This window comes from Brevibacterium sp. K72 (assembly GCF_050562175.1).
GTDB classification, from domain to species: domain Bacteria; phylum Actinomycetota; class Actinomycetes; order Actinomycetales; family Brevibacteriaceae; genus Brevibacterium; species Brevibacterium casei.
In genome coordinates this window covers 2990651-3004021 of the sequence record NZ_CP191582.1, presented here as the reverse complement: position 1 = coordinate 3004021, position 13371 = coordinate 2990651, and the positions used below count along the sequence as shown (strand labels likewise).

13 protein-coding genes are annotated in these 13371 nt (G+C 68.6%); 6 read left to right on the top strand and 7 right to left on the bottom strand.

Annotated elements, in window-relative coordinates:
• Position 1: 1 nt before the first annotated feature.
• Genes ACQ1RG_RS13625 through tkt form a run of 3 tightly spaced genes read right to left on the bottom strand, consistent with a single transcriptional unit; the run spans position 2 to position 4799 of the window.
• Positions 2 to 1621, bottom strand: a complete 1620-nt coding sequence (locus tag ACQ1RG_RS13625) for a glucose-6-phosphate isomerase (protein ID WP_430600163.1) — start codon at positions 1619 to 1621, stop codon at positions 2 to 4.
• On the bottom strand, positions 1618 to 2721 hold the full coding sequence (tal, locus tag ACQ1RG_RS13620; protein WP_430600162.1) for a transaldolase: 1104 nt from the start codon (positions 2719 to 2721) through the stop codon (positions 1618 to 1620). Before tal ends, ACQ1RG_RS13625 begins: the two co-directional genes overlap by 4 nt.
• Positions 2718 to 4799, bottom strand: coding sequence for a transketolase (gene tkt, locus ACQ1RG_RS13615; RefSeq protein WP_201670965.1), 2082 nt, complete (start codon positions 4797 to 4799; stop codon positions 2718 to 2720). The genes tal and tkt overlap by 4 nt, the downstream gene beginning before the upstream one ends.
• Before the next feature lie 243 nt (positions 4800 to 5042).
• Between tkt and ACQ1RG_RS13610 the strand changes: the two genes are divergently transcribed.
• Positions 5043 to 5489 (top strand): hypothetical protein, encoded by a 447-nt coding sequence (locus tag ACQ1RG_RS13610; RefSeq protein ID WP_201670963.1) that lies wholly within the window; start codon positions 5043 to 5045, stop codon positions 5487 to 5489.
• A 10-nt stretch (positions 5490 to 5499) separates the two neighbouring features.
• Positions 5500 to 6486: a heme o synthase gene (locus ACQ1RG_RS13605; protein ID WP_131247705.1), complete on the top strand. Its 987-nt coding sequence runs from the start codon at positions 5500 to 5502 to the stop codon at positions 6484 to 6486.
• Between the two features lie 57 nt (positions 6487 to 6543).
• Here ACQ1RG_RS13605 and ACQ1RG_RS13600 read toward each other — a convergent pair whose 3' ends face one another.
• The 4 genes from ACQ1RG_RS13600 to ACQ1RG_RS13585 are packed head-to-tail and all read right to left on the bottom strand — an operon-like array spanning position 6544 to position 9566.
• On the bottom strand, positions 6544 to 7008 hold the full coding sequence (locus ACQ1RG_RS13600; protein WP_131247703.1) for a VOC family protein: 465 nt from the start codon (positions 7006 to 7008) through the stop codon (positions 6544 to 6546).
• A complete protein-coding gene (locus ACQ1RG_RS13595; RefSeq protein WP_009377218.1) occupies positions 6971 to 7864 on the bottom strand; it encodes a COX15/CtaA family protein in 894 nt (297 codons plus the stop codon). The genes ACQ1RG_RS13600 and ACQ1RG_RS13595 overlap by 38 nt, the downstream gene beginning before the upstream one ends.
• A gap of 8 nt (positions 7865 to 7872) precedes the next feature.
• A complete protein-coding gene (locus ACQ1RG_RS13590; protein ID WP_009377220.1) occupies positions 7873 to 8634 on the bottom strand; it encodes an ABC transporter permease in 762 nt (253 codons plus the stop codon).
• Positions 8631 to 9566, bottom strand: a complete 936-nt coding sequence (locus ACQ1RG_RS13585) for an ABC transporter ATP-binding protein (RefSeq protein ID WP_009377222.1) — start codon at positions 9564 to 9566, stop codon at positions 8631 to 8633. The genes ACQ1RG_RS13590 and ACQ1RG_RS13585 overlap by 4 nt, the downstream gene beginning before the upstream one ends.
• Positions 9567 to 9684: 118 nt before the next feature.
• On the opposite strand from ACQ1RG_RS13585, the gene ACQ1RG_RS13580 reads away from it, so the two are divergent.
• Genes ACQ1RG_RS13580 through ACQ1RG_RS13565 form a run of 4 tightly spaced genes read left to right on the top strand, consistent with a single transcriptional unit; the run spans position 9685 to position 13360 of the window.
• A complete protein-coding gene (locus ACQ1RG_RS13580; protein WP_009377224.1) occupies positions 9685 to 10404 on the top strand; it encodes a helix-turn-helix transcriptional regulator in 720 nt (239 codons plus the stop codon).
• Positions 10401 to 11831: a Fe-S cluster assembly protein SufB gene (gene sufB, locus ACQ1RG_RS13575; protein WP_009377226.1), complete on the top strand. Its 1431-nt coding sequence runs from the start codon at positions 10401 to 10403 to the stop codon at positions 11829 to 11831. The genes ACQ1RG_RS13580 and sufB overlap by 4 nt, the downstream gene beginning before the upstream one ends.
• A gap of 33 nt (positions 11832 to 11864) precedes the next feature.
• Entirely contained in the window at positions 11865 to 13040 is a 1176-nt protein-coding gene (gene sufD, locus ACQ1RG_RS13570; protein WP_201670961.1) for a Fe-S cluster assembly protein SufD, read from the top strand.
• Complete coding sequence (locus ACQ1RG_RS13565; protein ID WP_131247697.1) at positions 13037 to 13360, top strand: non-heme iron oxygenase ferredoxin subunit; 324 nt, start codon at positions 13037 to 13039, stop codon at positions 13358 to 13360. The genes sufD and ACQ1RG_RS13565 overlap by 4 nt, the downstream gene beginning before the upstream one ends.
• Positions 13361 to 13371: the final 11 nt, after the last annotated feature.

The following is a 13371-nucleotide window of genomic DNA, read 5'->3' as shown; positions in this document are numbered from 1 at the left end:
CTCAGTCGACGCCGTAGTGGTGGTGCGGCTCGATCGCTGTGATCGCCTGCCGCACCTGGTCGAGGCCACGGGCCCGGTCCGTGAGGTGGAGCCGGAGGACGGGACGTCCTCGTTCCCGCAGCGCCGCAGCGTCCCCGAGCGCCTGGGCGCGCTGGAGTTCTGCGAAGCCGTACCCGCGGCCCGGCACCAGCAGCTCCGTCCGCGGGTCGGCTGTGATCTGGAGGAACACCCCGTTCGGGTGCCCGCCCTTGTGGTACTGACCCGTCGAATGGAGGTAGCGGGGGCCGAAGCCGAACGTCGTCTGCACTCCCGCGTGCCGGGAGACGAGCGGCCGCAGATCGGCGGCCCCGGCGTCGCCGAGACGGTCGAGGTAGGCCTGGACGCCGATGTAGCCGTACTCGTCGACGCTGCCGAAGAGCTCGCGCAGGGCGCCGACGAGGTCGGTCGCCTCGTCGACGTCGCCGTAGACCTCGACATCGCCGTCGGCGAACACGGGGTACTCGTCGTTCTGCGCACCCTGGTCGAGGGCCGCGCGGGCGAACGCCTTCGCCGCCTCGACGTCGGGCTGGTCGAACGGGTCGACGCCGATGCTGTACCCGGCGATCGCGGTGGCGAACTCCCAGAAGAGGAACTGCTCACCGAGGTCGCCGTCGACGACGGCGTTGAAACCCGAGGGCGCCCCGAAGTCGGCATCCGAGCCGAGGGTGCAGAGCACCGCGTCGGCACGGGCGTCGGCGAAGCCGATGTCGCCGGGACCGTCGACGACGACGGGGAGGATGCCCTGCCCGTCCTTGCCGAGCGACTCCGCGACAAGCTGTTCGACCCACGCCCCGAGCCCGCGCAGCGCAGGTGAGGTGTCGGCGATGACGAGCTTCTCCGTCGCCCGCGCGTGGGCGATGCCGAGCCAAGTGCCGAAGCGCAGCGCCGGATTGTCCTCGCTGTCGAGGGTGAGGTCGGAGGCGATCGCGGCCGCGGAGGCGACGATCTGCCGGACATCGACGCCGGCGAGACCCGCGGGAACGAGCCCGAAGGGGGAGAGGGCGCTGAAACGGCCCCCAACCGAAGGATCACCGTGGAACGTCGCGAGGTAACCCTGCTCGGTCGCCAGGGCGTCGAGTTCGGTGCCCGGATCCGTGATCGCGATGAACCGGGAGGCCGGGTCGATGCCGACGGCCTCGAACGCCGCGGCGAAGGCCCGCCGGATCGCGTCGGTCTCGATCGTCGTCCCCGACTTCGAGGCGATGACGAGGACGGTGTGGTCGAGGTCGGTGCCGATCGCCTCGGCGACCTGATTGGGATCGGTCGAATCGACGATCTCGAGGTCGACGCCGGCGGCCGTGGCCATCACCTCGGGGGCCAGCGACGACCCGCCCATGCCGGTGAGGCTGATCGAACGCAGCCCGGCACCGGCGAGGCGCTCCCGCAGCTCCTCGATCTCGGTGAGCAGCTCCTCGGCGCGTGAGGGGAGATCCACCCAGCCGAGGCGGTCACCGGCGACGGCGGCGTCGGTGAACACCGTCCCGTCGCGGTCGGCGATGCGCGAGGGCACGCGATCGGCGAGCAGCCGGGCGATCTCGGCGTCGAACTCCGCGGAGACGGGGACGCTCAGCTCGACTCTCATGTGCGCTCCAATGCCCGCTTTACGGTGTCCTGGAGTTCGCTCCAGCTGACGTCGAACTTCTCCAGCCCCTCGGTCTCGAGCACCCTCATCACGTCGGCGTAGTCGATGCCGAGGCGGGCGAGCTGATCGAAGACCTCGTCGGCGGCGCGGTAGTCCTCGGGGGAGATCGCGGCACCGACCTCGCCATGGTCGTCGAAGGCCCGCAGCGTCGCCTCGGGCATCGTGTTCACGGTGTCCGGCGCGACGAGCCCGGTGACGTACATCGTGTCCGGGTAGTCGGGGTTCTTCACCCCGGTCGAGGCCCAGAGCAGGCGCTGCGGCCTCGCTCCGGCGAGTTCGAGCACGCGGAAGCGCTCCGAGGTGAAGAGCTGGGAGTGGATCTCGTGGGCGAGGATGCAGTTGGCGATGCCCGCCCGGCCCGCGAGCTCCGCGGCGGCGGGATCGTCGAGCTTGCCCAGACGGGCATCGATCTCCGCATCGACGCGGGAGACGAAGATCGAGGCGACCGACCGGATGGTCGAGAGGTCGTGGCCTGCCGCCCGCGCCTTCTCGAGTCCCTGGAGGTAGGCCTCGACGACGTGCCGGTAGCGGGTGAGCGAGAAGACGAGGGTGACGTTGACGCTGATGCCCGCCCCGATGGTGTCGGCGATCGCGGACAGCCCCTCTTCGGTCGCGGGGATCTTGATCATCGCGTTGGGCTCGCCCACGCGCTCCCACATGATCTTCGCCGCCGTCGCCGTGCCCGCGGTGTCACGGGCGAGCGGGGGAGGGACCTCGATCGAGACGCGGCCGTCGGCGCCGTCCGTGGCGTCGTAGACGGGGCGGAGCAGACGGGCCGCAGCGGCGACGTCGGAGGTCGTCAGGGACTCGATGGCCTCCTCGGCGTCGGCTCCGGCGGCCGCGAGCTCGCGCAGCGCCCCGTCGTAGGAGTCGGAGCCGGCGATCGCGGTGGCGAAGATCGTCGGGTTCGTCGTCACTCCGACGACGTTCTTCGTCTCGACGAGCTCCTGGAGGTCACCGGTCTCGAGCCGGGTCCGTGACAGGTCGTCGAGCCAGACGGAGACTCCCGATTCGGACAGGCGGGTGAGGTTCTCGCTCATGCTTCTCCCTTCGCTGCGGAGATGGACTCCTCGGCCGCGGTGACGACCGCGTCGGCGGTGATGCCGAACTTCTCGTAGAGCGTCTGGTAGTCCGCCGAGGCTCCGAAGTGCTCGATGGACACGGCGCGGCCGGCATCGCCGAGGTAGCGGTGCCAGCTCATCGCCGAGGCGGCCTCGACGCTCACGCGCGCCTTGAGGGCGCGGGGGAGGACGGCCTCACGGTAGTCCTCGGGCTGGGCGTCGAACCATTCCTGGCTCGGCATCGAGACGACCCTGGTCGCGATGCCTCTGCTCTGCAGCTCCTCGGCCGCGGCGAGGGCGAGCTGGACCTCGGAGCCGGTGGCGATGATCGCGACCTGCGGGTCGTCGGCTGTGTCGAGGAGGACGTAGCCGCCGCGGGCCGCCTCGGAGGCCGGAGCGTACTTCGTCCGGTCGAGGACGGGGACGTTCTGGCGGGTGAGGACGAGACCCGTGGGGCCGTCGGTGCGCTCGAGGATCTTCCGCCACACGACGGAGGTCTCGTTGGCGTCCGCGGGACGGACGACGTCGAGTCCCGGGATCGCGCGCAGGGCCGAGAGGTGCTCGATGGGCTGGTGGGTCGGCCCGTCCTCGCCGAGCCCGATCGAGTCGTGCGTCCAGATGAAGATGTTCGGCAGCTCCTGGAGCGCGGCCAGGCGCACGGCCGGTCGCTGGTAGTCGCTGAAGACGAGGAAGGTGCCGTTGTACGGGCGGGTGCCGCCGTGGAGGGCGATGCCGTTGCCGATGAGCCCGGCGGAGAACTCGCGGACGCCGAAGTGGATGTTGCGTCCGTAGGGGTTGCCGGTGAAGGTGTCGGTCGACCGGTGCTCGGGCAGGAAGCTCGGATCGTCCTTGATGAGGGTGTTGTTCGATCCGGCGAGGTCGGCCGAACCGCCCCAGAGTTCGGGCATCCGTGCGGCGATCGCGTTGAGGACCTTGCCGGAGGCGGCGCGGGTCGCGATCCCCTTCTCGTCGGCGTCGAAGACGGGGAAGTCCGCGTCGAGGCCTTCGGGCAGGCTACGAGTGGACAGGCGCTCGAAGAGCTGCGCGCGCTCGGCGTTGGCGTTCTTCCACTCTTCGAACTTCTTATTCCAGGCCAGGTGCGCCTCGCGTCCGCGCTCCCGGGCGGCACGCGTGTGCTCGAGCACTTCGGGGGCGATCGCGAACTTCTCATCGGGGTCGAAGCCGAGGACCTCCTTGGTCGCCCGCACCTCGTCCTCGCCGAGGGCAGAGCCATGGGAGGCTCCGGTGTTCTGGGCGTTCGGGGCCGGCCACGCGATGACCGTCGAGAGGCGGATGAAGGACGGGCGAGGATCGGCCTTCGCGGCCTCGACGGCCGCGTGGAGGGCGTCGATGTCCTCGGTGTACTCACCGCCGGCGGTGAAGTCGACGTGCTGGACGTGCCAGCCGTAGGCCTCGTAGCGGGCTGCGGTGTCCTCGCCGAAGGCGATGGCCGTGTCGTCCTCGATGGAGATGCGGTTGTCATCCCAGATGACGAGGAGGTTCGAGAGCTCCTGGGTGCCGGCCAGCGACGAGGCCTCACCGGAGACGCCCTCCTCCATGTCCCCGTCGGAGGCGAGGACGACGATCTGGTGGTCGAACGGCGAGGTGCCGGGAGCCGCATCGGGGTCGAAGAGTCCGCGTTCGCGACGGGCGGCCATGGCCATGCCCACCGCCGAGGCGACACCGGAGCCGAGCGGTCCCGTGGTGATCTCGACACCCGGGGTGTGCCCGACCTCGGGATGGCCGGGAGTGAGCGAACCCCATGTGCGCAGCGCCTTGAGATCGTCGAGGTCGAGGCCGAACCCGGCGAGGTAGAGCTGGACGTACTGGGTGAGCGAGCTGTGTCCCAGGGAGAGGACGAAGCGGTCGCGTCCGGCCCACGACGGATCGGCCGGATCGAGGGTGAGCGCGTGATGGTAGAGGTAGTAGGCGACGGGAGCGAGGCTCATCGCGGTGCCGGGGTGACCGCTGCCGGCCTTCTGCACGGCGTCGGCGGCGAGGAGGCGGGCGGTGTCGACTGCGCGGGAGTCGAGGTCTGTCCAGGACAGGGTTGTCATGTCGTCGAGTGATCCTTCACATCGGGGCGGTGCGTCCACTCAAACTCTACCGCGCACCGGCGCGGTCCTCAGGCCTGCGCCACCCTGTGATATTCCTGGAGGTCACGACATGCGCAGTGCGGCACGAGCGGCACCGCGAGGCGAGAAGGAGACCTCATCCCCACCGACCCCGATACCCGCAGGTCCCGCAGACCCGGGCCCCGTACAGGGCTTGCGGCCCGCATCATCGGCATCGGTCTGCCCGTGCTCTTCATCCTCGGACAGATCGTCGTCGCCGGCTGGCTCATCGCTCCCTTCGGCACCGAGTGGTCCGATGCCGTCTCCGTCTCCGACGCGGTGCTCGGCTGGATCGCCGTCGTCCTGCTGGGGGCGAGCCCCTTCGTCGCCGTCCTCGTCGTCCTCGTCTTCGCCCGACCGGCGGGGCTCATCTGGTGGTCGGGCGTGGTCTTCACGGTGCTCGCCGGCGCGTTCGGCGTCTGGGTCGATGTCGACATGCTCACACTCGACGATCCCCTCGCCGCACTCGGCCTCTTCTTCCTGCCCGCCTACCAGTGGGCCGTTCTCCTCCCGGCCGCGCTGATCATGGGAGTCATCGTCGGCGTGCGCCGTCGTCGACGGGAGCGCGGGGGCGTTCGGGACGACAGGGAGACTCGCCGGACCCCAACTGGCAATTCGTTCGACAGAGGGTAGAATCGGGCAAGTGAGTGAACTTCGTCAGACCCCGGACACGCAGAGCGAACGACCCCTGCAGAGGACCATCGACGAAGCTCGACACTCGAAGCGGCCCCGTTCGATCATCGGCGCCTACATCGCGCTGACGAAGCCCCGGGTCATCGAACTCCTCCTCGTCACGACCGCGCCGGTGATGTTCCTCGCCGCCCGTGGCATGCCGGATCTCTGGCTCGTGCTCAACACCCTCATCGGCGGGGCCGCAGCGGCCGCCTCGGCGTCGGTGTTCAACTGCTACGTCGACCGCGACATCGACGCGAAGATGGATCGGACGAAGCACCGACCGCTCGTCACCGGGGAGATCTCACCCAGGGCTGCGCTCATCTTTGCCGTCGTCCTCGGCCTCGGCTCGATCTTCTGGCTCGGCGGCTTCACGAACTGGATGGCCGCGGGCCTGACCGCGTGCGCGATCCTCCTCTACGCGGTCTTCTACACACTCATCCTCAAGCGCCGGACCACGCAGAACATCGTGTGGGGCGGTGCCGCCGGGTGCATGCCCGTGCTCATCGGCTGGTCCGCGGTCACCGGGGGACTGTCGTGGGAGCCACTCATCCTCTTCCTCGTCATCTTCTTCTGGACGCCCCCGCACTACTGGCCGCTGGCGATCAAGTACAAAGCGGACTATGACGCCGCCGAGGTGCCGATGCTGCCCTCGAAGGTGCCGCCGACCTCGGTGGGCCGGCAGATGATCCTCTACACGTGGGCGATGGTCCTCACCTCCCTCGCACTCATCCCGGTCGCCCCGATGGGCCCGGTCTACACCGCGGTCGCCGTCCTCGCCGGAGCCTGGTTCCTCTGGTCGTGCTACGCGCTCGTCTCCCGGGCGAAGAAGGGCCTCTACGGCACCTCACTGCGGGCGATGAAGGTCTTCCACGGCTCGATCACGTACCTCTCGCTGCTCTTCCTCGCCGTGGCCGTCGACCCGTTCGTCACTCCGCTGCTGCCCAGTCTCTGGTGACGGGCCGCGGGCCGCGCTGACCACCCCTGCCTGGGGCTGATCCCCCGGTGATGGGTCTCAGCCGGCCGCGACGAGGTCGGCGATGACGATCTTCTTCATCCCCATGAGAGCGCGCACCTGTGCGTCGCCGGTCATCAGCTCGTCGAGGTTCTTCGGCACGATCTGCCAGCTGATCCCGTAGCGATCCTTGAGCCAGCCGCACTGCTCGGACTCGGGGACGGCCGAGAGCGCCTGCCAGTAGTGGTCGATCTCCGCCTGGTCCGCGCATTCGACGGTGAGCGAGATCGCCTCGTTGAAGGTGAAGGCGGGTCCGCCGTCGAGGCAGATGAAGCGGTTGCCGTCGAGTTCGAAGACCCCCGTGATGACCTTGCCGCTCATCCCGGCGAAGTGCTCGTCGAGGCTCTCGTCCGGGTAGCGTTCGATCGAGACGATGCGGGAGTTCGGGAAGACGGAGCAGTAGAACTCCATCGCCTCCTCGGCGCGGTCAGTGAACCAGAGACACGGAACGATCGGCGTCGGCATGGACTCTCCTCGGGTAGGCGCTGTCGAGCACAGCGACACTGGCTGCGATCGTAGCCGAGAGTCCGATCATATGGAATGCCACGAGGACGATGGGGACGCCGAGGAAGTACTGCGCATAGCCGATGACGCCTTGGGCGATCTCGACGACGAGGAGGACGACGAGCGGGGCGACCATCGGGGCCCACCGTCTGCGCGCATAGAGCAGTGCCGTGATCGTCGCGGCGACGAGCAGCCACACGGGCAGGGCGTGCAGACGCGTGACCCAGACGTTGTCGAGTCCGTTGCGGGTCGAGATCGTCGATCCTGAGTGCGGCCCGGCACCCGTGGTGAGCACGCCGAAGAGGACGATGACCGCGGTGAGGACGAGGATGATCCAGCCGAGCGCCGGAAGCGGGTTCGGCGCCTTCTCACCGGTGCGCACCCCGGTGTCGTACGTGCGACGGACGAAGTAGGCGGCGACGCCGACGGCGATGGCCGAGGGGACGAAGTGGCCGGCGACGACCCACGGGTTGAGCTTCGTCCATACGGTGATCCCGCCCATCACCGCCTGGACCGGGACGATGGCAGTGAGTCCGATGTTGAGCCAGAAGAGGTCCGGGCGGGCCTTGCGGTGCTTCCAGAGGAGGACGAGGATGGCCACGCCGAGGAGTGCGAGAAGAACCGCGAGGGTGCGGTTGCCGAATTCGATGGCGCCGTGGATGCCCATCGCCTTCGTCGCCACGAACGAGTCCGGGGTGCACTTCGGCCAGTCGGTGCAGCCGAGGCCCGAACCGGTGAGGCGGACGATGCCGCCGGTGAAGATGATGCCTGCCTGGGCGATGAGCATGGCCCAGGCGGCGATGCGGATCCTGTTCACTTCTCTCCTCATTCGAAACGGAACCACCTGCGTGCGGCAAGCGCTCCCACGATGCCCCAGACGAGGAGCACGATCAATGCCTTGACATCCCAGCCGCCGCCCACGCTCGCCCGCAGCGCGTCGCCGAGCGCCCCGGAGGGCAGGTAGCCGACGACGGTGCCCCATTCCCCGGTCCCGGGCAGGACGAGTCCGCCGCCGCCGGCCATGAGCACCCACACGAGGTTGGCCGCCCCGAGCGTCGCCTCCGCGCGCAGGGTCCCGGCCATGAGCAGTCCGAGCGCGAGCAGGGTGGCCGTGCCGAGTACGGTGGCGACGATGAGCGGGAGGACGTGGACGGGGCCGGTGAAGCCGAACATGCACGCGATGGCGAAGGCGAGGGCGTACTGGATGAGCACGACGACGATGACGGCGCCGAGCTTGCCGAGGATGAGGCCCGTCGTGCCCAGCGGCGTCGTTGCGAGCTGGGCGAGGACTCCGTAGCGGCGGTCGAAGGCCGTGGCGATGGCCTGCCCGGTGAATGCCGTCGAGGCGAGGCAGAGTCCGAGCGTGCCCGGCAGGGCGATGCTCAGCCGGTCCCCACCCGCGGGGATCGCGCCGAGCGCCTCGAGCAGCGGGGTCGTCGTGAGGAAGACGAGCAGACCGAGCGGAAGGATGAGGGCGAGGAGGAGCTGTTCGCCGTTGCGCAGCACCGCGACCGTCTCGAAGCGGGCTTGGGAGAGCACACGGCGTGCCCGCATGCCTCGGACGCGGGGGATCTCGAGCGTGCTCATCGCAGGGGCCTCCCGGTGAGTTCGAAGAAGACGTCGGAGAGCGACTGCGACTGCATCGCGATGTCCCCGATCGTCAGTCCCGCCTCGGCGATGACCGCGCACAGGCCGGCGATGCGGGTGCTGTCGAGGCTGCCCGAGGCGATGACGAGGGTTCCTTGGACGGTGGTCGGGGCGACGGCGCTGAGCGACTCGGACAGGTGCCTGCCCGCCTCGGAGAGCGGATCGGGGGCGTCGGGGACGGTGATGACGAGGCGGCGGCCGACGCCCGAGGAGCTGCGCAGCTCCTCAGGGGCGCCGCGGGCGATGATCCGACCGCGGTCGATGACGACGATGTCATCGGCAAGCAGCTCCGCCTCGGCGAGGTCATGGGTGGTGAGTACGACGGCGACACCGGAGGCGGCGAGATCCCTGATGACGTCGTGGACCACCTCACGGGCCTGCGGGTCGAGACCGGCGCTCGGCTCGTCGAGGAAGACGATGCGGGGACGGCCGATGAGAGCCGCGGCCAGTGCCACCCTCTGTCTCTGTCCGCCGGAGAGGCGGCGGATCGACCGCCCGGCGAATTCCGGGATGCCGAGGACGCCTGCGAGTTCGCTCAGCGGACGCGGATCGGCGTAGAGGGAGGCGAGGTGGCGCAGCACGGCCATCGGCTTCGCGCTCATCGGCAGCCCGCCGTCCTGGAGCATGACGCCGGCGAGCTGGGACGTCTCCTCGTGGCGCCGGTAGGGATCGAGACCGAAGATCTCGACGGTTCCCGCATCGGGCCGCCTCGTGCCCACCGCGAGCGAGATCGTCGTCGACTTGCCCGCACCGTTGGGTCCGAGGACGCCGAGCACCGACCCGACGCTCGCCTCGAGGTCGATGCCGTCGACGACCTGGTGTGCCCCGTACGCATAGCGGAGTCCACGGATGGTGAGAGCCGATTGAACCACCCGTACATTCTACGACCCGTCGAATGGTCCTGCCTAAACGGGCCGGGGAGTTAGGCTGACCTAGTTTTACGAAACAATTTACGCAACAATAGTGTTGTGTTAGTCAAGGAGGTGGAGCATGAGTGCGAACGACGCGGACGACAGCCGGACCCGGCAGAAGGTCTTCCGTTCCGTGCTCGACGACGGACCCATCACCGCCTCGGCTCTGGCCAAAGGGCTTGAGCTCACCCCGGCGGCGATCCGTCGTCACCTCGACGCGCTCGAAGCCGAGGGGCTCATCGAAGTCCGCGGCTTCGCCGGAAAGCAGGCAGGTCGGGGACGACCCGCCAGGCACTACGTGGTCACCTCCCGCGGACATGACGAGCTCAGCCGCTCCTACGACGAGCTCGCGGTGAACATCCTCCGGTTCTTCCAGGGCCGGATGGGAGCGGACGCGGTGGGCGCCTTCTCCGACGACTTCGTCGCCAAGCTGCGCGAGCGGCTCGGCGGGGAGCTGGAGAAGCGGGGCGGACGCTCCGTCGCCTCCCGGTCCCGCGCGCTGGCCTCAGCACTGACTCGGGAGGGTTACGCCGCCTCGGCGACGCCGGTGGCCGCCGGAACCCCGCTCGAGGCGATGCAGCTGTGCCAAGGGCACTGTCCGATCCAATCCGTGGCGGCTGAGTTCCCCGAGATCTGCGAAGCAGAGCTCGCGATGTTCTCGGAGTATCTGGGGGTCGACGTCCGCCGTCTCTCATCACTGGCGCACGGCGACCACGTCTGCACCACCCACATCCCGACCTCGGAACTCACCAGGCCACCCATCCACGCAAACGATCGACCTCAAGGAGGTTCACGATGACTGACACCAGCAATCCGATCATCGAAGCGAACCCCGAGCTCAAAGACCTCGGGCAGTACGCGTACGGCTGGCACGACGAGAACGACGCAGGCGCCGCAGCGGAGCGCGGGCTCTCCGAAGCCGTCGTGCGCAACATCTCGACGCTCAAGGGCGAACCGGAATGGATGCTCCAGCGCCGCCTCAAGGCGCTGGGCCTCTTCGAGAAGAAGCCGATGCCGAACTGGGGCGCCGACCTCTCGGGCATCGACTTCGCCGACATCAAGTACTTCGTCCGCTCCACCGAGGGCCAGGCCCAGTCGTGGGAGGACCTGCCCGAGGACATCAAGAACACCTACGACCGCCTCGGCATCCCCGAAGCCGAGAAGCAGCGCCTCGTCGCCGGCGTCGCCGCGCAGTACGAGTCCGAGGTCGTCTACCACAAGATCAACGAGGAGCTCGAGAGCCAGGGCGTGATCTTCCTCGACACCGACACCGGTCTCAAGGAGCACCCGGAGATCTTCGAGGAGTACTTCGGCTCGGTCATCCCGGCCGGCGACAACAAGTTCTCCGCGCTGAATACCGCCGTGTGGTCGGGCGGATCCTTCATCTACGTCCCCAAGGGCGTCCACGTCGAGATCCCGCTGCAGGCCTACTTCCGGATCAACACGGAGAACATGGGCCAGTTCGAGCGCACGCTCATCATCGCCGACGAGGGCTCCTACGTCCACTACGTCGAAGGCTGCACGGCCCCGATCTACAAGACGGACTCCCTCCACTCGGCGGTCGTCGAGATCATCGCGAAGAAGGACGCCCGCGTCCGCTACACGACGATCCAGAACTGGTCGAACAACGTCTACAACCTCGTCACCAAGCGCGCGATCGCCGAAGAGGGCGCGACGATGGAATGGGTCGACGGCAACATCGGCTCGAAGGTGACGATGAAGTACCCCGCGATCTGGCTGACCGGCGAGCACGCCCGCGGCGAGACGCTCTCCGTCGCCTTCGCCGGCGAGGGACAGCATCAGGACACGGGGGCGAAGATGGTCCACGCCGCCCCCCACACGCAGTCCTCGATCGTCTCGAAGTCCGTCGCCCGCGGCGGCGGTCGGGCCGGCTACCGCGGACTCGTCCACGTCTACCCGGGTGCCGAGGGATCGTCGAACAACGTCCTCTGCGACGCCCTGCTCGTGGACAACATCTCCCGTTCGGACACGTACCCCTACATCGACATCCGCGAGGACGACGTCACGCTCGGCCACGAGGCGACCGTGTCGAAGGTGAGCGAGGACCAGCTCTTCTACCTCATGTCTCGCGGCCTCGAGGAGACCGAGGCGATGGCGATGATCGTGCGCGGCTTCGTCGAGCCGATCGCCCGTGAGCTGCCGATGGAGTACGCCCTCGAGCTCAACCGCCTCATCGAACTGCAGATGGAAGGCGCAGTGGGCTGAGCCCGACTGCGACCTGACCTTCAAGGAGAATTTGTGACTGATACGACCAATCCGCTCGGCGTCTCCGAGCACTCGCACGGTGCCGGCGTCCACGTGCCCGACGCGAAGCGCGACGCACGCACGCGCAGCTTCTCTGTCGCCGACTTCCCGGTCCCGTCCGGCCGCGAGGAGGAGTGGCGGTTCTCGCCCGTGCGCAGGCTGAGCGACTTCTTCGCCGACGCCCCCACCGAGGCGAAGCTCACCGTCACCGGTGACCTGCCGGCCGGCGTGACCGTCGAGGAGATCTCGCTCGACGCCGCCCAGGAGCTCGGCATCCTCGAGCCCGAGGACCGCGCCGCAGCCGTCGCCGCGGAGCGCACGAGCACCGTGACGCACTACTCTGTGCCCGCCGACACCGAACTCGACGAGGCAGTCATCATCCACGCCGACGGCGCGGGCACGGACCTCGTCCACGGCCATGTCGTCGTCTCCGTGGGAGCGAACTCCAAGGCGACGATCGTCGTCGAACACGAGGGACTGACCCGGTACTCCGAGCTCGTCTCCCTCGTCGTCGGCGACGGCGCTGACCTCACCTTCGTCTCCCTGCAGCTGTGGGAGGACGGCTCCCAGCACCTGGGCCAGCACGATGCGATCGTCGGCAAGGACGCGAAGCTCAAGCACATCGTCGTCACCCTCGGCGGCGACGTCGTCCGCCTCAACGCCAACGTCCGCTACTCCGCCACCGGCGGGGAGGCCGAGCTCCTCGGCCTCTACTTCGCCGATGCCGGACAGCACCTCGAGCACCGCACGTACATCGACCACAACACCGCGAAGGCGACGTCGAACGTCATGTACAAGGGCGCTCTGCAGGGCAAGGATGCGCGCAGCGTGTGGATCGGCGACGTCCTCATCCGCCCCGAAGCGCTCGGCATCGACACATACGAACTCAACCGCAACCTCATCCTCACCGATGGGGCGCGCGCGGACTCGGTGCCCAACCTCGAGATCGAGACCGGCGACATCGAGGGTGCGGGCCACGCCTCCTCGACGGGCCGCTTCGACGAGGAGCACCTCTTCTACCTCATGTCGCGCGGGATCCCGGAGGACGTCGCCCGGCAGCTCGTCGTCCGCGGCTTCTTCAACGAGGTGATCCAGAAGATCCAGGTCCCCGAGATCGAGGACGTCCTCAGCGCGCGCATCGAGGACGAACTCGCCCGGAGCGTCCTGTGAGCATGATCGACGTCGCGGCCGCCGCCGACGTGGCCGCGGGAGAAGCCGTGCGGGTCGACGTCGTGGGCCGGGAGATCTGCCTGGCCCGCGACTCCGCCGGCGTCATCCACGCCATCGACGATCTCTGCACCCACGGCGAGGTGTCCCTGGCCGAAGGCGACGTCGAGGGCTGCGCCATCGAATGCTGGCTCCACGGCTCGCAGTTCGACCTCAACACCGGCGCCCCGCTGAGCCCCCCGGCCTTCGAACCCGTTGCGGTCTATGCCTGCGAAGAGGTCGCCGGCCGCATCCTCATCGACCCGAACACGACTGTGAACTGAAAAGGATAACC